Source organism: Parapedobacter sp. 2B3, assembly GCF_041925275.1.
Lineage (GTDB): Bacteria > Bacteroidota > Bacteroidia > Sphingobacteriales > Sphingobacteriaceae > Parapedobacter > Parapedobacter pyrenivorans_A.
In genome coordinates, this window is sequence record NZ_JBHEUZ010000005.1 from 58,960 (window position 1) to 80,509 (window position 21,550).

20 protein-coding genes are annotated in these 21,550 nt (G+C 50.9%); 5 read left to right on the plus strand and 15 right to left on the minus strand.

What is annotated here, in order from left to right; all coding sequences use genetic code 11:
• Positions 1–65 precede the first annotated feature (65 nt).
• On the minus strand, positions 66–680 hold the full coding sequence (gene mqnB, locus ACEVG1_RS07510) for a futalosine hydrolase (RefSeq protein WP_374743009.1): 615 nt from the start codon (positions 678–680) through the stop codon (positions 66–68).
• Between the two features lie 47 nt (positions 681–727).
• Here mqnB and lpxK point away from each other — a divergent pair, with 47 nt between their 5' ends.
• Entirely contained in the window at positions 728–1,783 is a 1,056-nt protein-coding gene (lpxK, locus tag ACEVG1_RS07515; protein WP_374743010.1) for a tetraacyldisaccharide 4'-kinase, read from the plus strand.
• Here the strand turns inward: lpxK and ACEVG1_RS07520 are convergent, their stop codons facing one another.
• From ACEVG1_RS07520 to ACEVG1_RS07530, 3 genes are all read right to left on the minus strand, one after another.
• Complete coding sequence (locus tag ACEVG1_RS07520) at positions 1,784–2,788, minus strand: cytochrome d ubiquinol oxidase subunit II (RefSeq protein ID WP_374743011.1); 1,005 nt, start codon at positions 2,786–2,788, stop codon at positions 1,784–1,786.
• 5 nt (positions 2,789–2,793) lie between these two features.
• The gene (locus ACEVG1_RS07525) at positions 2,794–4,128 is read right to left on the minus strand and encodes a cytochrome ubiquinol oxidase subunit I (protein WP_374743012.1); all 1,335 of its coding nucleotides are present in this window, start codon (positions 4,126–4,128) and stop codon (positions 2,794–2,796) included.
• A 132-nt stretch (positions 4,129–4,260) separates the two neighbouring features.
• Entirely contained in the window at positions 4,261–4,491 is a 231-nt protein-coding gene (locus tag ACEVG1_RS07530; protein WP_374743206.1) for a hypothetical protein, read from the minus strand.
• Here ACEVG1_RS07530 and ACEVG1_RS07535 point away from each other — a divergent pair.
• The 3 genes from ACEVG1_RS07535 to ACEVG1_RS07545 are packed head-to-tail and all read left to right on the plus strand — an operon-like array spanning position 4,475 to position 7,824.
• On the plus strand, positions 4,475–5,185 hold the full coding sequence (locus ACEVG1_RS07535; RefSeq protein ID WP_374743013.1) for a hypothetical protein: 711 nt from the start codon (positions 4,475–4,477) through the stop codon (positions 5,183–5,185). The genes ACEVG1_RS07530 and ACEVG1_RS07535 overlap by 17 nt on opposite strands.
• Before the next feature lie 52 nt (positions 5,186–5,237).
• On the plus strand, positions 5,238–6,131 hold the full coding sequence (locus ACEVG1_RS07540) for a pentapeptide repeat-containing protein (protein WP_374743014.1): 894 nt from the start codon (positions 5,238–5,240) through the stop codon (positions 6,129–6,131).
• Positions 6,132–6,144: 13 nt separating this feature from the next.
• Positions 6,145–7,824, plus strand: a complete 1,680-nt coding sequence (locus ACEVG1_RS07545; RefSeq protein ID WP_374743016.1) for a C1 family peptidase — start codon at positions 6,145–6,147, stop codon at positions 7,822–7,824.
• Here ACEVG1_RS07545 and ACEVG1_RS07550 read toward each other — a convergent pair whose 3' ends face one another.
• From ACEVG1_RS07550 to ACEVG1_RS07565, 4 genes are all read right to left on the minus strand, one after another.
• Positions 7,825–8,457 (minus strand): response regulator, encoded by a 633-nt coding sequence (locus ACEVG1_RS07550; protein ID WP_374743017.1) that lies wholly within the window; start codon positions 8,455–8,457, stop codon positions 7,825–7,827.
• Positions 8,432–10,453 carry an ATP-binding protein gene (locus ACEVG1_RS07555; RefSeq protein WP_374743018.1) on the minus strand — a complete coding sequence of 674 codons (2,022 nt, stop codon included), beginning with the start codon at positions 10,451–10,453 and terminating at the stop codon, positions 8,432–8,434. The genes ACEVG1_RS07550 and ACEVG1_RS07555 overlap by 26 nt, the downstream gene beginning before the upstream one ends.
• A gap of 287 nt (positions 10,454–10,740) precedes the next feature.
• Complete coding sequence (locus tag ACEVG1_RS07560) at positions 10,741–11,310, minus strand: PhnA domain-containing protein (protein ID WP_374743019.1); 570 nt, start codon at positions 11,308–11,310, stop codon at positions 10,741–10,743.
• A gap of 38 nt (positions 11,311–11,348) precedes the next feature.
• Positions 11,349–13,757 carry an ATP-binding protein gene (locus tag ACEVG1_RS07565; protein ID WP_374743020.1) on the minus strand — a complete coding sequence of 803 codons (2,409 nt, stop codon included), beginning with the start codon at positions 13,755–13,757 and terminating at the stop codon, positions 11,349–11,351.
• A gap of 149 nt (positions 13,758–13,906) precedes the next feature.
• Between ACEVG1_RS07565 and ACEVG1_RS07570 the strand changes: the two genes are divergently transcribed.
• Positions 13,907–14,521 (plus strand): hypothetical protein, encoded by a 615-nt coding sequence (locus ACEVG1_RS07570; RefSeq protein WP_374743021.1) that lies wholly within the window; start codon positions 13,907–13,909, stop codon positions 14,519–14,521.
• 172 nt (positions 14,522–14,693) lie between these two features.
• Here ACEVG1_RS07570 and ACEVG1_RS07575 read toward each other — a convergent pair whose 3' ends face one another.
• The 7 genes from ACEVG1_RS07575 to ACEVG1_RS07605 form a co-directional block, all read right to left on the minus strand.
• A complete protein-coding gene (locus tag ACEVG1_RS07575; protein ID WP_374743203.1) occupies positions 14,694–15,008 on the minus strand; it encodes a DUF86 domain-containing protein in 315 nt (104 codons plus the stop codon).
• A 12-nt stretch (positions 15,009–15,020) separates the two neighbouring features.
• Positions 15,021–15,287 (minus strand): nucleotidyltransferase family protein, encoded by a 267-nt coding sequence (locus tag ACEVG1_RS07580; protein ID WP_374743022.1) that lies wholly within the window; start codon positions 15,285–15,287, stop codon positions 15,021–15,023.
• 209 nt (positions 15,288–15,496) lie between these two features.
• On the minus strand, positions 15,497–16,183 hold the full coding sequence (locus tag ACEVG1_RS07585; protein ID WP_374743023.1) for a hypothetical protein: 687 nt from the start codon (positions 16,181–16,183) through the stop codon (positions 15,497–15,499).
• 17 nt (positions 16,184–16,200) lie between these two features.
• Positions 16,201–16,899 (minus strand): hypothetical protein, encoded by a 699-nt coding sequence (locus ACEVG1_RS07590; protein WP_374743024.1) that lies wholly within the window; start codon positions 16,897–16,899, stop codon positions 16,201–16,203.
• A gap of 107 nt (positions 16,900–17,006) precedes the next feature.
• Positions 17,007–20,456: a DEAD/DEAH box helicase gene (locus tag ACEVG1_RS07595; protein ID WP_374743025.1), complete on the minus strand. Its 3,450-nt coding sequence runs from the start codon at positions 20,454–20,456 to the stop codon at positions 17,007–17,009.
• A gap of 23 nt (positions 20,457–20,479) precedes the next feature.
• Positions 20,480–20,833 carry a hypothetical protein gene (locus tag ACEVG1_RS07600; RefSeq protein ID WP_374743026.1) on the minus strand — a complete coding sequence of 118 codons (354 nt, stop codon included), beginning with the start codon at positions 20,831–20,833 and terminating at the stop codon, positions 20,480–20,482.
• The gene (locus ACEVG1_RS07605; protein ID WP_374743027.1) at positions 20,826–21,500 is read right to left on the minus strand and encodes a hypothetical protein; all 675 of its coding nucleotides are present in this window, start codon (positions 21,498–21,500) and stop codon (positions 20,826–20,828) included. The genes ACEVG1_RS07600 and ACEVG1_RS07605 overlap by 8 nt, the downstream gene beginning before the upstream one ends.
• Positions 21,501–21,550: the final 50 nt, after the last annotated feature.

Sequence of the window (21,550 nt, forward strand, 5' to 3'; positions counted from 1 at the left end):
ACTACAAAAAATCGACATTTTTGAACCCGTTTCTGTCAAATTTTTGTGTTTAAGGGGCATTTGGGCTATTGCAGATAACGTGCAAAGTCTCCCAGCCAATAATTGAGGTTTCCGATGGCCTCTGCAAGTTGCCAGTTGGCCCTGTTGCGGCGTTCCACATAGTTGGATATGGCGCGCACTTGGAGCACCGGTACGCCAAAATGCTGGGCTGCCTGGAATACCGCCGCCCCCTCCATGCTTTCGATATCGGGTGATAGGCGTTCGACAACCGCTTTGATAGCGGGGTCGTTACCGTGTACCGTATTCACGGTAATGCCCTTGCATTGGCGTAGGCTGTCGACAGACGAATGGGAATATCCGCTATAGAACATACACGGTGCCAGCCCCGCAGCTTGGCCATCGATGAACCGGCCGCCATCTTCCACTCCCAACTCCGAAAACGTATCCTGCACCACCCACACCACTTCACCCAGCGAGAGGGTACGGTCAAAGCTCCCCGCCACGCCCACGTTGAGCAACAGGTCGTAACGGGTGGTGGCAAGCCGTTCACCCAGTGCGAGCGCCGTAGCGACCATGCCCACGCCCGTAATCAGCGTGGTAAGCCCCTGCCGTTGCGGAGGCGGCAACTCGAGGAACGGCCCAATCTCCGCTTCCGTGGCTACAACGACCAATACATCCATCTGCTTTTGACGACGAATGTAGGCAAAATGAATTACTTTTGCCAGCAATGGTTTATCTAAGGGCGCTCCTACTGCCGTTTTCGCTGCTCTACGGCTTGGCGATTTGGCTCCGCAATCGGCTATACGATTGGGGATGGCTGCGGTCGGTTGCTTTCAGCCGATCCGTGATTGTGGTAGGCAACCTCGCCGTGGGCGGCACCGGGAAAAGCCCGATGACGGAGTACCTCGTCCGCCTGCTTTCCCAGCACGGTCGCGTGGCTACGCTCAGCCGCGGTTATGGGCGGCAAACCCGTGGATTTCTGGAAGTGATGCCCGATGATACCGCCCGCCGCGCGGGAGACGAACCCCTCCAGTTCAAGCGTAAGTTCCCCGAAATTACCGTCGCCGTAGATGAAGACCGCGTACGCGGCGTATCACGGTTGATCCAAAGCGGCCACGATACCATCGTGCTCGATGACGCCTACCAACACCGGGCATTGCGGCCGGGATTTGCGATCCTGCTGTTCGATTACCATGCGATGGATAAGCCGAAGTGGCTGCTGCCTGCCGGCAACTATCGCGACGTTTTCAGGGAACGCCGACGTGCCGACGTGATGGTCGTCACCAAAACACCTACCGGCACCACGGAGGCCGAAAAAAATCGTATCCGCCAGCAGCTATCCACCACATGCGATATACCCATATTGTTCGCAGGCATTGGTTACGGGCCGCTTACGCCGGTACTGGCGGATGAATCCAGTGCGGGTGCCTTGCATCAAGATACCGCAGTACTGCTCCTTACCGGGATTGCCAACCCCACGCCACTTTATGAGTACCTATCGCCGCAAGTGTCGGAAATCGTGCACATCCGATATGCCGACCACCACGACTATTCCGCGGCCGACATCCAAAAGGTTATCCGCCGCTTCAGCGAAATAGGCAATCCACATAAGCTGATGGTTACCACGGAAAAAGACGCACAACGACTGCGGGAACCGGCGATTTCGGGTTTATGGGCGGGGATACCCCTCTATATGGTGCCGATTCATCTTGAAATCGGCGCGGCCGACGACGCTGTTTTGCGTGAGCGGGTTTGGGCTTACCGCTCCCGTTCGCATTACTAGCTATTTCCGGTTTCCCCGGAAAGCGTACATGAGGTAAAACAGCGCTGGCAGGATGAAGATGCTACCCAGCACGAGTGCCCACCCCAGCGCATCGATACTGGCCAGGCCCCCGTGGTGGTCGGTAAGCGACAGGTCTCCGCCGTTCTTCAATAAGACGAGGTGTGGGTAGTGGCGATACGTTGCGGCAAAAAGGATCATCACCACCTGAAAACCGGCCAACAGCCGCATCCATAGCACGGAACGCCTGTTGAGCGCAACAAATAACGCGACCAACGACAACGTAGCCAGCAGTACCGCCAGTTGCCCCCACAGGTCTCCCACAATCCAATCGACAAGGGGGATACCTGAGTGATAAGCCGAGCCGAAAACCGCTCCGCCGCATGCCACCGCGATGGCAATGAATGCCCGCGCAAGCCGCACCAGCATCCGCTGGTGCCCCTCGTCTGCCGTTTGCCCCACGGCAAACACCGCCGCGAGGTAGCCACATATGGCCACCGTGAAAAATCCTACGCTCACGCCAAAGGGGTTCAGCCAGCTGTATACGTAAGCCGACAGGAAGTCGGTCGCTTCCGTGTCGATTGCCCGCGAAACCGTCGCTGCCGCAATGATGCCCAGAAAAAACGGCGTAACAAGGCTTGATAGTGTAAAAACGCGCGAATAGACCGTTTGCATCTCATCCGTTACCGCATCGTAATGCCGGAAAGCAAACGCTGTGCCACGTGCGATGATGCCCAGCAGCATCAGCACCAGTGGAATGTGCATGTAAACCGACATGGTGGTGTAGATTTCCGGAAAGCCGACGAAAAGGATGACAATGGCAATAATCAACCACATGTGGTTGGCCTCCCAGATCGGCCCAATGGCATCATACATAATGTTGCGAACGGTTTTGCGATGCTTGGGTTTACTCACCAGCTCCACGATGCCCGCACCGAAATCAGCTCCACCTAATAGGATATACAGACAGATGGAAGCCCAGAGGTAAGCGATGACGATATACAGCATAGTCGTTATGGATTCATTTGGTATTCGGGGTCTGTCGGATCATACAACCTCCCCACCATCTTGATCTGCCGGTACAGCAAGAATATCACAATCAGCGAAAGCGATATGAAAATCCCCGTAAACAGGTAGAATGAATAGACAATCCCGGGCATGGGCGTCACCGCGTCGGCTGTACGCATCACCTCATGGATAATCCACGGCTGGCGGCCCACTTCGGTGACGGTCCACCCGGCCTCCAGCGCGATATACCCCATCGGAATAGCGATTACAAATAGCCGCAGTAGCCAACGGCTGGACAGCCAAGGCCGTTTGCGGATCAACCCATACAGGTAGACGACCGCCAGCGCCGCCAGCAGCATCCCCAACCCGATCATAAGCTGAAACGCATAGTGCGTCACCGCCACCGGCGGACGGTTCTCGCGCGGCACATCCTTGAGCCCCATCACCGGCTTGTCGATATCACCATGGGTAAGAAAACTCAGCAGTCCCGGTATTTTCAACGCATACCGCACCGTATCGTTCGCCTCATCCGGGATGCCCCCTACGATAAACGGTGCCCGCGGCTCGGTGTCAAAATGTGCTTCCATTGCCGCCAGCTTCACCGGCTGCCGCTTGGCCACATCTTTCGCCGAAATATCTCCGCTGATGGGCTGCAATAATGCCGCGATACATGCCGAAAGTGCCGCAATACGAAATGCCGCATGGTGGAACGATGTGTTTTTCCCTTTCAACAGCATCAGGGCGTGCACGCCAGCAACGGCGAAACCCGTGGCGACAAAAGCAGCCAGCACCATGTGCAATGCCTGTGAAAACCATGCGTCGTTAAACATCGCAGCAATGGGATCGATGTTGAGGTATTCCCCGTCGACATAGTCAAAACCTGCCGGACTGTTCATCCACGCATTCGCGGCCACCACCAGGATACCGGAAGCGATACCACTCAGGCCCACCACCACACCGGTCGCCCAGTGGAACCACCGGTTAAACCGCCCCCATCCATACAGGAAAAATCCAAGCGCAATGGCCTCGATGAAAAAAGCGGTGCCTTCCAGCGAAAATGGCATGCCGAAAATCGGGCCGGCATGCTCCATGAAGGTCGGCCATAGTAACCCCAGCTCAAAAGAGAGCATCGTTCCCGACACAGCGCCTGTGGCAAAAAATATGGCTACCCCCCGGCTCCAGGCTTTGGTAAGTCCTTTGTACAACGCATTGCCCGTTTTCAGGTAAATGAAATGCGAAATGGACATAAAAAACGGCATCACCATGCCGATGCATGCAAAAATGATATGGAAACCCAGGGACATGGCCATCTGTGAACGGGCCGCGAGAAAATCATCCATGGCGATACTGCGATTTGTCTCCCCAAAGCTACGCAATAACGATAGGCAATGCCCGCGATTTAGGAAATAGATTTCCGGAATATCTAATTTGAAACTTTTCTAAATTAGATAGCGCCAAATGCTTCTTGCCATTCAACCATTTTGTCCGGTTCCTCTCGGACGCTTCTTCCGTTTGCCCCACCAGATATAAAACCCGGTAATCGGCAAGCTGGCGCAGATGAGACTGGCGATGAAATAGAGGATTTTGGTGGCTATCAGCTGGCACACAGCTACTGGAAATCCGGTATAAAAATATACACATATCCAGCGATTGACCACAGTCGGCGGGCGGGCTACCTTTGGTGTTATGAAAGCTTTATCCATCAGATTTGTTAACGCCCGGTTTAGGGCTGCCTGGGGTGTCGCCCTGTTTGCCATGTTTAGCTGCAGCTGCGAAAAGGACCCGGCTACGCCGGGACTGGGGAGCAACGTAGAACGGATATCCCTGTTGCTCGATTATGAAGCAGGCTATGGCGGGTATGTTTATCCCGTACATAATCCGTATGTGTTTTTTAAGGACGGCAGGTATGTGAAAGAACCTAAGATACCGGTGAATGAACTCAATCTGGATGCCTTGACGACCGAACAGGCGGTGAATTGGGGCACCTGGAAACGATCTGGCAGTGACGTCATTCTCACCAATCGGGATGGCGATGATTCGGAAAAGGAATGGCCGGGGGCGCAAGCGTTCGCCGCGAAAAAGGGTGAGTCGCTGAGTGGTGCCTTTGGTTCCATTTCCGGCGGGGGCAACCTGGCTGTTGGAGGTACGGTGGGAGTCATCTCCTACAGTAGCATGACCTTCACGCCGGATGGCTGGTTTACCAACGAAAAACTCGGAGGCGGCACCAACAGCGATCATTCCGCATTTTCGCGGCAAACTTCGGCCGGTCGGTATGAATTGGATGGCTATACGATTACACTCAATTTCAACAACGGCGATACCAAACGCTTTTTCTTCTGCTACTACGGCGAGGATAAGCAGGTGTTCCGTTTGTCAGGTCGTACTTATACCAATTAAACACGGAATAACAAGCCATTGCCAAGAAATCCAATTCGAGTTATATAATAATATGACATTTTCCAATTCATTCATTGACCGTGCGATAATCCTGTTGATATGCTTTACTTTGGTGGTTTCCTGTGCTTCCTCGCAACACGCCGAAGGAGATAATGTCATTTCGGCTTCTCAACTGATTTCCGCAATCGCCAATGGCGAGCCGGTAGCTTACCGTGACGTAACCATCGAGGGCGATCTCGATTTCACCACGCTGCAAACAACGCAGCTGACACCCAACAACTTCGTCAGCACGGCGTCTGTCCCGCTATACTTTGAGCGTTGTACGTTCAAAGGACGGGTCGTCGCGTTTGTCCATCACGGCGATACCGCTGTTTCGACACGCTTCCTCGGGTCCGTTTCATTCAACAACTGCCGGTTCCAAGCAGATGTGGATTTTCGTGGAGCGGCGTTCCAGCATCACCTCTATTTGAACCAAAGCCTGTTTGACAAGCAGGTGCAACTCCAGGCTGTGCGTGTGGGAGGCGACCTCCGCCTGGAAAAAGCTGTTTTCAGTAGCGACCTGTATGCACAGGAGGCAGTCATTCAAGGTACTTTCTGGGGAAAGGAGGCGAATATCTTAGGTCAATTTTCCTTACAGCAGGCCGATTTCTGGCAAAACGCGGTATTCTCCGCAATAGACATACAGGGATACGCCGACTTTGGCCTGGCGCAATTCCGCAGGTCGGCATTTTTCGAATACGGAAAATTCCACGGACGGTTGAACTATAGCGGTGCCATCTTCCGCTACCGTGCGGAATGGACGAAAGCCCGGTTTGAACAAGCGGCCGACTTCCAGAATGCCTGGTTTTCATTTAAGCCGGTCTTCGATGAAGTAGACTACCGGGCGGGCATCGATTTGAGCAACGTCCGCTTCGATGGCGGCGAACCCGAAAAGAATCCTCAATAATCAAAAAAACACCATGGAAACGAAACACAATTGGCTTGCACACCTGAAAACCACAACGACGTTGAGCGTTGCCGCATTACTCTTCCTTTCCTGCTCCAAAGACAGTCCGGACAATCCGGATGACGGCAACCCTGATCCGGAAGACACCGAGTACGCATTTGGCTGGTCGGGCACAGACAATGCCGAAGAAATCCCATCCAACATCTTCCTCGGGTTTGGCAATGCGAACCTGCCGGCAAGCCATTCCATTGTTGACCGCCTTCCACCAATCGGCGACCAGGGACAATACGGCACGTGCGTTACGTGGGCGGCCGGCTATAACCTGAAAACGATGCTCAATGCGATGGACAATAATTGGACAACGGCCGATTTATCGGACGATGGCCGGCAGGCCAGTCCAAAGGACCTGTTCTTATCCATTCCGGCCAATTTACGCGGCTCCAACTGCAATGGCACCAACTTCGAACCGGCTTTCCAGCAGATGATTGACCGTGGTATTGCTACCCTGGCCACCGCACCCTACACCGGCTTGGGCAATTGCACACAAGCACCGGATGCCGCAGCCACACAGGAAGCGGCCAACAACCGGCTGAGCAATTTCCGGAAAATCAACATGGAAACTGCGGAAATCAAGACCTATCTTTCGCAAAACCGGCCCGTGGTGTTTGGTGCCCGGCTAGCCGACAATTTCATGACCTGGCGCGGCGACCAGGTCATCACCAGCCATTCCACGTTCGACAACGTGGGCATGCATGCGTACCATGCCATGGTCATCGTGGGCTATGACGATAGCAAAGGCCCGAACGGAGCTTTCCGCGTGGTCAATTCATGGGGAAGAAGCTGGGGCGACACGGGGTTCATCTGGGTGGATTACCGGTTTATGACCAACCCCGAATTCGGCATGATGGGTTTTGTGGCCACCAACGGCCAAAGCGAAGACTTCGACCCGGTGGATCCGCCTGTAGCCCCCACCGGCGAGCATGACCTCGTTCCGTGGAATGTATCCGACATCAAAAACCCCGAATCGACCAACCAACGCAGTCGGCAGATGAACTATAACGTATACAACATTGGCAGCAGCCCCGTCAATGCAAGCCAGCGCTGGAACATCTGTTACATTTACTACAATGCCTTCGACGCCGAGGATTTTGGCATCATCCTGTACGACGAATATACCGACCAATACGGCACCCTGGGCCAGAATGGCGAGCTGACCACCGGAGGCTACGGCGAGTCGGGCAACTGGTGGAACCACATCAACCTCTCCCCGCAACAAGGCGTGGCCGAACTGCTTTTCAATAGCGAAAGCGTCCGTTGGACGTACACCATGCCTAACATAAGCGGATTTTACTACCTCGTTTGCATCGCTGATGCCTTTGATACTGTGGCCGAAGCCGATGAGGCCAATAATTATTTCTTCCTGACGGATGAATCCGGCTGGCCCTTAGTCATCGGCGAAGGCGTTATTTACGCTGATGCATTCGGCAATTCCAAGCAACAGGCTGTTGGTGGCATACAGAAGCAGGCTAACAAAGGTGCTCGTATGATTATTCCGGAACAAAAGGGCAAACAGAAGAACGCCTACACCCCCGGGGAAATTTCGGGTATGATTACCACGCTGAAGAAAAATGGAAAATTGAAAGCGAAAATCCAGGAATTCCAATCCGAGCGCGGAAAAGGTGGAAGGGATTGATTACAAATACTTGTGGTCTACCGCTGCGCGGATCATGGCGGGTGCATTGTTCACTCCGAACTTCTGCATGATATTGCGGCGATGGGTCTCTATGGTTAGCGGACTAAGGAACAATTGATCAGCAATTTGTTGAGTGGTCACTCCGGCGGCAATGAGCTGGAGTACCTCCTGCTCTCTACGAGTGAGCTTTGGCTTTTCCTGGATGGAAAACTCGGCCAATATCTTCTGTACCTCCGGGCTGAAATATACCTGGCCGCCATGCACCAATTGGACTGCCCGCACCAATTCATCCGCGGAGGCGTTCTTCAATAAGTAACCCTTCGCCCCATTTTGAATCATCCGGTGGATGAGACTCGCCTCGCTGTAGGTGCTTATGCCCAGCACCCTGACCTGCGGAAATGCAGAAGTAATCCGTGCACACAAATCGGTGCCGTTCACGTCGGGGAGGTTGATGTCTAACAGGACTACATCTATCCGTTGTTCACCCAGTATCCGGAAAGCCGCTTCGCCAAGAGTATGTGCCTGCGCGATGTGGATACCCTCCTGGTCGGCCAGCAGTGACCGTAACCCCTCGATAACCATGGGGTGGTCATCGATGATCATCATCTCAATGGGGCTGTTTTGCTGTAGCATAAGTCAGTTCAATGTTTACAGTGGTGCCCACACCCGCCTCCGAATGGATATCCAGCCTGCCGCCGAGGTAGGCCACCCGGCTACGCACGTTAGCCAACCCCATCCCTGGGCGCCCGTGCTTCGCTTCGTCGATCCCTACGCCGTCGTCTTCCACGGTGATGGAGAGTTGGTTGCCGCTTTGCAGGCACTGTGCCAATATATGTGTGGCCTTTGCATGCCTCAGCGCATTTGAAATCAACTCCTGTATGATGCGGTACACCATGATCTGGACGGCGCGTGGGATGTCGTCCTTCAGGCCGTAGGATTGGAAGGAAATGGATGTTTCTTCCTGTTCCAAGCTCTTACAAAAGTCGCGCAACGCTACTGCCAATCCATATTTGAGCAGCGTTTCGGGCATCAGGTTGCGCGCGATGCGGCGGAGGTCATCTACCGAGGCATCCAGCTGGTGGAGGATGGCGGGCAGGTCATTACCCGCCGCCCCGTTGGCCAATTGGACGGCCTTAGAGAGCTTCATCTTGATGCTCGACAGCGAACCGCCAAGCCCGTCGTGAAGGTCGATGGCCAGCCGCTTGCGCTCCTGCTCCTGACCTTCCAGCATGGCAGAAAAAACACTGATATGTTGCTCCTGCTCCATTTTTTCCATGTGCTGTTTCAGCAACTCCGCCTGCTGTTTGGCAATTAGTTGCTTTTTCCTGAAAATATTGTACCCTGCAAACGAGATACCTGCCACCAACACTACCGCACCAGCTAGCAATGCCGTCAACAGGCGATTGCGCTCCGCCTGCATTTCCTGTGCTTGCATCTGCTGGTTGAGCCGAATGATCTGGGCCTCCTTTTCTTTTGCCTCAAACCGCTGTTCTAGGCTATGGATCTTGAACGCCATCTCTGCATTGTGGATGCTGTCGGAAAGCCGGATATATTGCTTTTGTACGCGGTAGGCTTCGCGGATGTTGCCCAGCTTCTCGTGGCTATTCGCGAGGTTACGAAGCTGCACACTGCGGCCATTCGGCATGAGGTACCCATCGTAATCGCCCAGTATGCGTTTCACCGTATTCAGGGCCAGCTGGTTTTTACCCTGCTTGTCGTAGATGTAATAAGCACGATTCAATAACGTCGTGCTCAGCATATACATCCCGTACTCGTCGGCTAGTGCTGTTCCGCGGAGATATACTTCAAGAGCTTTGTCCAGACGCTTGTTGAAACGTTCTTCATACATGCCGAGGGCATTGAGGTACAGGATGTACGAGTAGTTGTCGGGGTGCTTTGACAGCAGTGAATCCGCACGGTTCAGCTGGCGCTCCACCTCTGCAGCTTTCACCGTTTGCGTTTCCGACAGGTATATCAGCGCTTCGGCTAATTTACTATACGAATCCACCAACTCCGGTGTGCGGGGGTAAGGCGTCAAGGCAGCAATGGCTTTCTGGAGATAATACACGGCGCGATCAAGTTCCTTACTGTTTTGGAAAATAAGGCCAATGTTATGCAAGCTTTTACCCATGCCCAGGCTATCGCCGATACGCTCATAGATGGGGATGGATTTGTTGAGGATAAGGTCCAAAAAAGCCTCTTCGTCGCCCTTGCGTTGGTATTGTGCGCCATAATTGTACCAGGTGCGGGCGAGGTACTGCTGCCCGAGAAAAGAGGTGTCTTTTTCTAGCAATCGGCTGGCCTTTTCATATGCAGCCATTGCCGAATCGACCTGAAAAAGCTCGTAAAAAACGCCGCCAACGCGGAAATGGCCTATTCCCTGTCCACGTGGATCATTGTGCTGACGCGCCAAATCGCCAATCTGAAGCGCGTAGCCCATAGCTGCCGCCGAGTCGCGGTAGGAGAAATAATCAGACAGTTCGCCAAGCAGTTCGACCTGTGCGTTATAGTCCGTGGCCATCCGCAAGGCCTTTTCCAGGCTGTCCGCATGCGCATCGAGGGCCTGTCCGTGAGCCAACCCTACGGAGGCCAGCCAACCCAGCCAATTAAGCCATATCCAGCGAAACATCGGGCACGTTTTTTCCAAAAATAGCTTTTCTTCCTTTCTTCGAAAGGCTAAGGCTGAAATATACCGGAAAATCGGTAGTGATAGCTATGCCGAAATCAGCAACATTTTTCACATAAAAGCGGTAGACCAATTTACATCGCCCGCTGCTTTGTTAGTAAGGACTAGCCGCCAAATGCATGATTATTTCGATATGGGAAGTCTCGATAACAGCACACTTACCGAAGGTCCGTCTTATAGAATCGTGGCTATCGCAGTTGGAAATACCTACTGCGTGCTGCACAGGCCACCTATCCCTGCTTACGCAGGTACTTGGTGAGGATCACAATCAATTGTCCGTCTACCCTCCCTTCGATCTGTTCGGGGTTATCCTCAACCAGCCGGATGTTCCGCACCACGGTACCTAGCTTGGCACTGATGCTGCTGCCCTTTACATCCAGCGTTTTGGTCAGCACCACGGAATCTCCATTTTGCAATACGTTGCCAAAGGCATCCTTGTGAAGCACCACCTCGCCCGGTTCTTCCGGGGCAGCAACGGCCTCGGCCCAAGCCAGGGTTTCCTCGTCGAGGTAAAGGATATCCATCGCATCGGCTGCCCAGCTTTCACCCTTCAGGCGGTTAAGCATCCGCCAGGCCAGCACCTGTACGGCAGGCACTTCGCTCCACATGGCATCCGGCAGGAAGCGCCATTCGTCGGGGTTCACCGGCTCCCGGCCTTCAATCTGCGCAAGCAGCGATTGGCACACCACCACCTCATTTTCAGCATTTCCATCCGGTGGCACGCCATAAACCACCACGTCCGTATCCTTACCGCAGAGTTCGCACTTACCACCGCTCCGGGTTAACAGTTTTTCGTTCATGGCAGCAAAGATAAAAAGGTTTTACCGGATGCCAACCCTTACTGGTCGATTCCTTTTTCCTGCATGGTATGCAGCAGTATCGCCAACATATCTTCCGGGCGGAAGGGTTTGTTCAGTATGGTATGAATGCCCATCTTGGCGAGTTTGATGCGTACGTCGGCCATGATGTCGGCCGTGAATATCACGACCTTTGTATCGGGGTATTTCTCCTGCATCGTCGCTGCCAACGAGTATCCATCCATGCCAGGCATATGCAAATCCACGAATGCCACGTGATAGGTATGCTCCGTCAATAATTCGAGCGCTTCGAGGCCCCCAACCGCACAATCGGGCATGATGCCGAAATAGGCCAATTGCTCGCGGGTGACGGTGACGTTGACCCGGTTATCTTCTACCAATAATAACTTAAGTGCACTCAATTTCCCTTCGAACGCGGTCAGTTCGGGTGAAGGCAGGGGATGTACCTGCGGGGTTCCTGTATCGGCCACCACGAAGTCTAGCTCGAAGTAAAATGTTGACCCGGCGCCGGGCTTACTATCTACTTTAATCTGCCCATTGTGCAATTCGACCAACCGCTTGGTGATGGCCAGGCCCAGCCCCGTACCGGTGTTTGCGCGTTGCGCATCCTGCTGCGCCTGTTTGAAGTCCGCGAAAATCTCTTCATGGAGCTCTTCAGGGATACCAATACCCGTATCTTCAACGGAAAAATGGAGTGTTACCCGTTCGTCGGTTTGGCGCATCACCTGTATGGAAAGCGTTACCTTTCCTTGATCGGTATATTTTATGGCATTGCTGACCAAGTTGCTCAGTATTTGGTTCAATCTAGCCGGGTCTCCGATCAATTGTTCCGGAATTTCCTGGTCAAAAAGGCTCACCAGCCGTATTCCTTTGGCATCTGCTAGCGACACGAACTGGTTCCGTATACTGCGGACAAGCCCGCCGAGGCTGAACTCGGTTTGCGCCAGATCCAATTTGTTATTGTCGATTTTATTCAGGTCCAGAATATCGTTGATAAGGGTGAGCAGGTGGTCGGCAGAGAACAAGAGGTTATCAACGATTTCGGCTTGCTGCTCGGTATGCCGCAGCCTGAGCAGGTTGGCAATACCAATGATGCCGTTCAACGGCGTCCGGATTTCGTGGCTCATCACCGAAAGGAACGCCGTCTTCGCTTTTGCAGCCTCTTCCGCAGCTTCTTTCGCCTTGAGAAGCCGGTCGGCATCTTCCTTTTCTTTGGTAATGTCCATCACCGCACCTCGCATAGCGATAACTTGTTCGTCGTTGACTACAGGCGCGCCAAGCACACGTACCCATTTTTTGTGTCCCTTGCTGAGAGTAGCTTGCGCCTCAAATTCATAGTCAATCCGTTGGTTAAGGCATCTGCTCATTGTCTCCTGAATCATTTTCTGATCTGCCACCGAAAAGAAGGACAAGTATTTTTTTGAATCCGACACGTCGAAATCATGCGGCACTTCATAAATCGCATAGACCTGTTTGGTCCAGTAGGTTTTCCCTGTTTGATGACTGTATTCCCACCCGCCCGTGGCACTAAGGTGCTGGCTGAAATCAAGCAATTGATTGCTGCGTGCAAGTTCATCACGGATTTCCCGGATTGCAAGACGTTGTTTTACCTGATCGGTTACGTCCATCATCAATCCCCTTATTTTGGTAGTCTCGCCATTCTCGGTAATTGGCATACCGATGGTGCGTATCCACTTCCTGTTTCCACGGGCGGTGGTGATGCTCAGCTCCAAATCATAGGGTTTGTCCGTTTCGACAGCCCGTTGTATACCCGATGCCAGTTTCAATTTGTCGGCATCATCCAGAAACATGAATGCTGCGTCCTTATCAGATTCGTCTTCCGGATCGCGCTCCACAATGAGATAAAGCTGTTTGGTGCCTACGGTGGTTTCTTTTTTGATATCGTACTCCCAACTGGCAATTTTCCCAAGCTCGGCGCTGAAATCGTACAACGCATTATACCATTCCAATTTGGCTTTCTCCTCTTTAAGTTCTGCCAGGTACCTTACGCGGTCGGTAATATCCTGTACGATGAGCGCTAGCCGATATTCACTGGGGTCTTCACTTTTTTCCACGGGTACAGCTTTCGCACGGTACCATTTATTGACCGATGCGTCTATATGCTGGTATTCGATAGCGGCCTCTTTACCTTCACGCATCGCTTTCTCTACCGGTCCCCGGAATAAATCAGCTTGATCACCGAACACCTCCTGGATGGTTTGGCCTAAAAATTGGGCCCTAGGCATAAATAACAAAGACTCGTCACGCACCCACACATTGCGGAACACCAGGTTGCCATCCAACTCGAAAATAATGTCTTCGATGGCCGCAATCATCGCGTGCAGGTATCCGCTAAGTTCGCGAAGCCGTTTCTCTGTTTGCCGAAGCTGCGTATCCGGCCGTTGTTGGTTAGTCTGTTTGTGTGCCATGGGCAATCATATGTCAGATGCGGTTTTAAAGGTATTAAATATTTTGATTATACCCATTATCCGTTTTATGCATGCAGGTAAGCGTTAAACAACCCTCAGGTGTAGCGAAAATCTATTTCGTTGCGTTTAACCTTAAAAACTGAGCATTTATGACAAAAAGCTACCCCCTCTTCACCCTTTTGGCCGTCCTTTTCTTTGGTGCCTGTAAAAAAAGTGACATAGAACACGACAATTCGTTTGAACGCAGTTACCAAACCTGGCTGAAATTCCGCGAATCGAGCGGCAATACCTATCGCTATGCCGTTTCCGGTGCCACATGGGCGGGTTCTTCGTGGGTGACCACTATTACTGTCTGGAGCGGCAAGGTCGTGCAGCGGGATTTCCGGTACGAGGTATTCAATGATATTCGCATTCCGGAGGGTGGTTGGGCAACGGTTCCCCTGGAAGAATTTCTGCAAGCACTTGGTTTCGATGCTGAAGACCTTCCGGAGCAAGAGCTTGAGCACTTCCATGATAACCTTCAGTGGATAGAAACAGAAGCCGAACTGGGACTTCACGAGCAAACGCCAGCCGGTCGTGTGCAGACATTGGACGAGGTGTATGAAACTGCGCGTGCCGTTTGGCTCAAAAAGCGGGGTGACGTCGATATTTTCTTCGAAGCAAAAAATGACGGGCTGATTTCATCTGCGGGCTTTGTGCCCAACAATTGCATGGACGATTGTTTTTCGGGGATTTTCATTCGGTCGATTGAGGCGATTGATTAAGGTCGAGACTGGCTCGCCATTCGTTCGAGATCGGTTCGCCAAGCCAGCACGCGTTGGCTGCCATCCCTCCACGGTGAAAGCACGTGCGAACACCTAAAACGTGGACTCACCATGCACGGACCGTGCACGCGCGTCGAAGCTGTGCCGGCCTAGTGTCGAAGCAATTTCGATATTAACTTTCCAGTGATTTAATATCGTCTCGTAAGTCGGGTAAACGTAACTGAATCGTATCCCAGACGATTTCATTGTTAACCCCGAAATAATCATGAATAATGAAATTCCGGAAGTCCTTCAGGATACGCCACTCGATTTGCGGATTTTGCGCTTTGAATTCCGCAGATAACCTTGATGCGGCTTCGCCAATTATCTCGAAATTGCGTTCGACCGCATGTCTTGTTTTGGCATCTCCCTCAAAATCGCTAAATGTGTAGCCTTCCGTGTATTCGAGAATTGCCGTGATCGCCTGTTCAATATCAAGTAACAGCAGCGGAGCTCTGGTTCAGACATGGACCAAATCCTTTTCTACGTTGGGTAGATAGACTGGCTTAATCCCTTTTCGCGATACAACATCTACCTTGTAATTGAATAGATCTTCCAGTTCGTGTGCCAACCGGATATATTGAAAACCATCGATGCGGGTGTCGAAATCAACCAGAACATCAATGTCGCTTTGATCATTTTCTTCACCTCGTGCATACGAACCAAACAGGCCAAGTTCGGAAAGACGATATTTCCTTTCCAACTCCGACTTTTTAGCCTTGAGCATTTTCAATATTTTTGCTTTGTTATACACTCACATCAAAAATAACAAATACTCACAAATATTACAACTCCTTTCGGTTACACGGGTTGGGAATATTGATATATCGTTTTTAATTTAAAGTATCGTCGTTAACGGTTGGCCCGTGTCTTTCAAAGCGGGCATCGGCGCTTTCCATTTCGTTAATTGATCAAATAAAATGGCGGATAGCTTTTCTACAATCCGGGGGTTTTCTCGGGTTCTTTTTCTATTTCATTCTCGTCTCCGTTCGCCGACCGAATATGAATCAAATGAGCGGCCTCGATAACCTTCATGAGATGCTTATGTAGGTTATACACGTAGTTGCTACCCCTACTGTCATCTGCGTTGGTGAAATCAATGGCTACGATGTGCCACCAGTATAGGGCATCGCGGTATTGCGGTAAGTTTTGAAAGTCAAAGAAATCACGGATGACACCGTGAGGATATTCCTTTTCGTCGGCATCCAAATGGAACGGGTAATATTCCTCGCGTTCGAACTGTTTCGGCTGGTAATTATTGTTGAAATAGCCATGCGCGGTGTTGATTTCATCTGGAAGTAACCTTTCACTGTTTTTTCGCATATCGAGTAGGAGTTCGCGTTCCGGCATATAAGTACTATCCATCAATCGGTGTACTAATGACAGTGCTTCCACTAGATACTCGATGAATTCATACCGCACGAATAATTCCACCAACTCATCGCGGCTCAATTGGAATCCAGACTTCAGTGCAGCTTGCAACCATTTATCAAGCTGATTACGCCATTCCGGCAAGTTTTCCCAATCGAAAAATTGGTGGATGGCAAGGTAGGGGTTACCGATCTCCCGCGGGTGCAACCGGCGTGGGAAGTAATCGTATGGGGTGTGGTTGGCAAAGGGCATAATACAACGATTAAGTTTTACAAAGAATAAACAGGTACATTCCCAGTGGAATTCCGAATTGGGTTTAACTGGGCTTCTTGAAACCGCAACTGACCATGGTTTGCCTTCAGGTAAAGGCGACCCGCACTCAATTGCTGATAAAGCACTTGTTTTACATACCTCGGGCGTAGGCATGGCGACCACCGGACACGTGCTTCTACCTCTTGGTAAATCTCCAGCCCGGCGCGGCCACAACGGAAGAAACCTGCGCTTGATAGTTTGTCGAGGATAAAACTGACTTGTTGTAGCAGGTCGGCTTCTTCTTCACGGCTCATGATAACGCCCTTTTCTTGCTGTATCTTAAATTTGGCAGCCTTGCTTTTCCCATTTAGCCTCCAAGGGGTACTGACAAGATAATCTATCGTAGTGAGGCTTTCTGTCCGTCGTATTCGTATAATCCGTTTTTCGAATATACCGAAGTCATCTTTGTCAAAATCCAAGATTTCAACATATTGCCCGCAAAAGATTTCCGATAACACGGCATCATCTTCACAGGTAAGCTTTGCACCGGTTTCCATCATTTCGTAATCCCGAAAATAAAAGGAAGGCTTACTCATCAAAAACGATACATCCTCCGCGTCGTAGCGATGGGCAGCACGCAGTTTTTGGTATTTATACCACTGCTTGAAGCCACTTTGGTCAAGCAACCCGGCATAAGAAGTCACTTTAGGTTCCATATTGTTTAGGGTTATAACGCTGGTCGGTTCACCCCTTTTGCACCCCGCCCCAAATAGGGCAGGACGCGTAAAGAGGCTTACAAACACATGAGTCTTCATTATCTTTATCAGTCAAATAATTTCAATAATTCTGTTTTATTTAATGCCTTCAGTACGTTGCCATCCGTTTGGATAAGCGAGTCGGCCAGCTCGCGCTTGTTGGCCTGCATATCAAGTATCTTCTCTTCAATACTGTCTTTACAAATCATTCGATAAGCCATCACATGCTTGTCCTGACCAATACGGTAACAGCGGTCAATGGCTTGCGCTTCTGCCGCAGGGTTCCACCAGGGGTCAAGGATATATACATAGTCTGCCGCTGTGAGATTTAACCCTGTGCCGCCGGCTTTGAGGCTTAGGAGGAATACGCGACACTGTTCTTTTTCTTGAAAATGCAGTACTTGCTCTTGCCGCTCGTCGCCGGAAGTCTTACCATCGAGGTAGGCATATTCGATTCCGGCGTCTTCCAGCCGATACTTCAACAGCGACAGCATGGCAGTAAATGCCGAGAAAATGAGCACCTTATGCTGTCCCTGCACGTCCACGACGTGGTCCAAAATTTCATCGATCTTGGTGGACGAATTGGGATAAACACGATCATTCAACAGTGCGGGGGAATTGCAAATCTGGCGCAGCTTCATCAACCCCTCGATGGCAATAAATTTCGAACGGCCGCCGTTTCCTTCTTCAAGGCTGCCGGAGAGTTTGCTTTTGAAGAACGTCCGATATTCATCGTACACGTTGCGCTGCTCGGGCAGCATTTCACAGTACAAGAGCATCTCGGATTTGTCCGGCAATTCTTTGGCCACCTGCTTCTTCGTTCGCCGGAGGATAAATGGGTTGATTGCCCGTTGCAGTTCCTCTTTCGTATCCGGAGTAGCCGACCCGTCAGCAATACCGGGATAAGCGCGTTTAAAATCGGAGAAAGTGCCGAAAAAGCCAGGGTTGACCAGCGAAAGCTGGGCATACAAATCAGCGATGCCGTTTTCAATAGGAGTGCCCGTCATGGCGATACGATATCGGGCGTTTAATTGGCTCGCCGCCTCGAACCGCTTGGAGGTCCTGTTTTTTACCGCTTGCGATTCATCGAGAATCAGGTAGCTGAAAGCAAATGACGTAAGTAAATCGATATCGGCCATCACCGTCCCGTAGGTGGTGAGCACCACCAAGCCGTCATCATGTTTCACAGATTTGTGCCGCTCCAAACCATGATGTACATGGATTTTACGCTGGGGTGCGAATTTAGCAAACTCGGCTTGCCAGTTGAACAGCAGTGTATTGGGCACTACCACCAGGCTTGCCGCCGAGTTGGGTTCTTGCTGGTAGTGGTATTCCAATGCGCTGATGACCTGCAAGGTCTTTCCGAGGCCCATATCATCTGCCAATATACCACCCCAGCCGAATTCCCTCAGAAACGCCAGCCAACTCAGCCCTGCCTCCTGGTAGTGGCGCAACGTGGCCTGTACAGTGTGCGGCTGTTCAACAGGCTGGACCGTATCCAGCTCCGTTAGTTTTCGTCGCTTGATTTCAATTCCTTTTTTGATAGCGACATTCGTAATGTGCTCGGTGTAGTTGGCGATCGTATTGAAGTGGCTAGTCGGGATTTCCAACTGTTTAATTCCTTCCTTACCTAATGCAAGCAGCGGCATTAATCTGGTTTTATCTTTATCGTATACATAGCCGAACGTACCATCTTTCAACTTAAACCAATTCTTTTTCCGCCTAAGCATATCTTTAAGTTCATCCAGCGCAATCGGCACAGTTCCCATACGCGCACTCAAATCGCCACGGTAGTAACTGCCCTTTTCCTCCGTGAACGTTAATTCCCACGACAATAGGTGCGGATAATAGTCCGTTCCCTCCGTCAAATTAACCAGGCTGATCTCCGTCCCTTCACTACGCAACCTTTCCAAACTTTCCCGCAGCCAAGTGCTGTTCTGGATCTCGGACGCCGGTAAAACGAAATAGGTTTCATCTTGGGCCGCTTTGAATGATGGATGCAACTCACGTAGCATTTCGTGGAACTTCTCTTCGGCTACCTTATCGCGGTGAAGGACATGGTATTGTTCGCCTCTTTTTCGAAATATCAAATTAGCTTCCTGCAAAGGATTTACCTCGAACCCTACGGGATAATAAGTCGACGGATAAAAGTATACACGGTCGTCGCGCTCTTCGACTTTCAACCGCTGGCTGTGTTTTTCGAGCGAACGGCTTTTAAACATACTTCTGTGGGCGGCCGTATGCAAGTTAATGGTATATCGTTCGCTAAGCGGCAGGAGTATATCCCGAAAGAAGGTATCAAAGTCCTGCGACAATACGGTGATTACAAAACCGGCCTTCCTGAATTGGTGGATAATCTCCTCGTCCTGAACATCCGCCAAAAACAACACGCTATCATCATGCTCTTTGATAAAGCATGAGTAATAGTCGCCAAGAAAACGAGGGTTTGGCATCAGGGTTCCATTGACAATGAGCGAAAGCTTCAACCGGAAAGAACTGGCTTCCTCTGTCAGGTCAAATACAAGCTGTACGGAAGCAACCGTGAGTTTAGGGAAGATTCGAGGGCCAGTAGCGGGCTTGACAGAGACAGGAAAAGCATGGTACCTGGTCGAAAAAAACAGCAAGTCAATACTATCCGGAAGGTTAGGTATCAGTTCCGCCCAATAGTCGAACAAGTATTGTTTGGTTTGTGGCGTTGTCTTTTCCACGATGCGCAGCATATTTCGACAAGCGGTTTCGGCGAATTGCTCCGGTATGTTGAGACTTTCAGGTTCATCCTCATTGGTGAGCAAATAACTTTTTTCAAATGCTGAATAGGGGTTTGTTTTGGATGTTCTCGTTCCGGTTTTGGTTAAGTAAGGCAAAAGTACCGGCAGCTGAAAATGGTACGAGCCTACCGGGATTCCGAATACCAGTTTTGCTTCGCGTTCTGGCGGCGTCACCCGTTCGGCCAGCTGGATCGTATTACCAAACTTCTCTCCATTGTGGCTATCTCCGTTCGTATAGCCGAAAACGCGACCGTGTTCGGGATGCTTTTCAAAGGGCACCTTATGGCTGCGGTAGTAGCTCGGCAAATCAAATGCGAACAACCGCTGTTGTTCCTCCGGCAAGGCGACCATTTCAGGGCGATAGAATTGTTCGAAAAACTTATCGTTGGACTTTACCTTGTACATGAGTGCGGAACAGGCATGCTTGCATAGCCCTGCGACCGGGCGGGCACATCCGCAGGATACGGCGATGTGAGCCAGAGATAACCGTAACGTAAGTGTTTTGTCATTTACCGCATTGCCCCGCAATTGCATGGTCAGGGTATCGCCGACGAGCTCCTTATTGTATGTCCAGAAGGGGTGCTTGTCGAGGTTGGTTTTTCCTGCGTAAAACGTCCGAACGTAAGCTTCGCTGAGTTTGAACGGTTCGCCGTCTTCCCAAAGAATTACATAAGGCTCTGATGCGCGACGTTTGGTTATGCTATCTGACGAACCTGAGCTATCTGAATCAACAGGTAGAACTTCATGCATGGTGATCGATTTTAGGTTTGGTGTTAATCTTTTTTCATCACGTCTTTAATCCGGTCTTCTAGCACGGCTTTATGCCATTCGTCCACCATCTTCTTCGCAGTTTCTTCCGCGTCTTTCGGATTGGCCAGTACGGCTTTGATTATCCGTTCGCCGTACTCTCCGTACTTTATCAAGATATCCTCCGACTCCACCTGCGCGATGACGTATTCGAGTACGAAGGTGTTGGCCCACCGTGTGGGGGAAAACGGGTCACACATGTATTCGGCTATCGACACATTGTCAATGAAGTCCTGGACGATTTTTTCCGGACTTAACTTAAAGATGTCACACACCTGTTGGAATTCATGTGTGATGGTAATTTTTTCCAGATTAGTCATGGTCAACGTATGGTTTTTGAGTTTGTTGGTAAATTTCTTCGAGTCGTTCGCGGTACATATCTACACGGTCTTCGACGTTACGATAAAAGAGATAACGAGTTCGAAACTCCTGTATGTCCCATAGAAAGTATTCCTTAAATGATTGGGAGCCTAGGTATTCCTGGTCCTGAATATCTCCATAGCCGTCCATCACACGTAGGAAAAAGGCCATAGCGGGGTTAGATGCTTCCTGGTTTAAATGGTATCGCGCGTAGAACTCGGCATACGATATCCGTCGCATCATAGCGTTTAGCAGCTCCGTTGGCGTACGTTGGAAGAAGACGGACATACATAAAAATTCTCCACTTAAGTTGATTCTCGTCTCTTCGTCGTAGTAAATTACCCGCTTAACATCTAGCCCCTTTTCGTAATTCTGCAGAAGTTTGCCTGCAAGTACCTTTACCTTGTTTCTCCGTGCCGGAAAACTGTAATTGCGATTCGTGGAAGTTTTGAGTATCTGCCGGAACAGTTTCAGGAAACGTTCCTTTTGATTGGCTGACAGATGCTTGGCGGGCTTAATTTCCTTTTCTCCAAGCGAACGTTCCGCCTCCAAAAATGCCTTCGTTACCATGTCGTATTCTGAAGTGTCATGCATGTGGAGATGGGCGTAACTGAAATGATTAACCATCAATTGTAGAAAATCAGGAACCGCAATTCCTATCAGTTCGCAGGAAATTT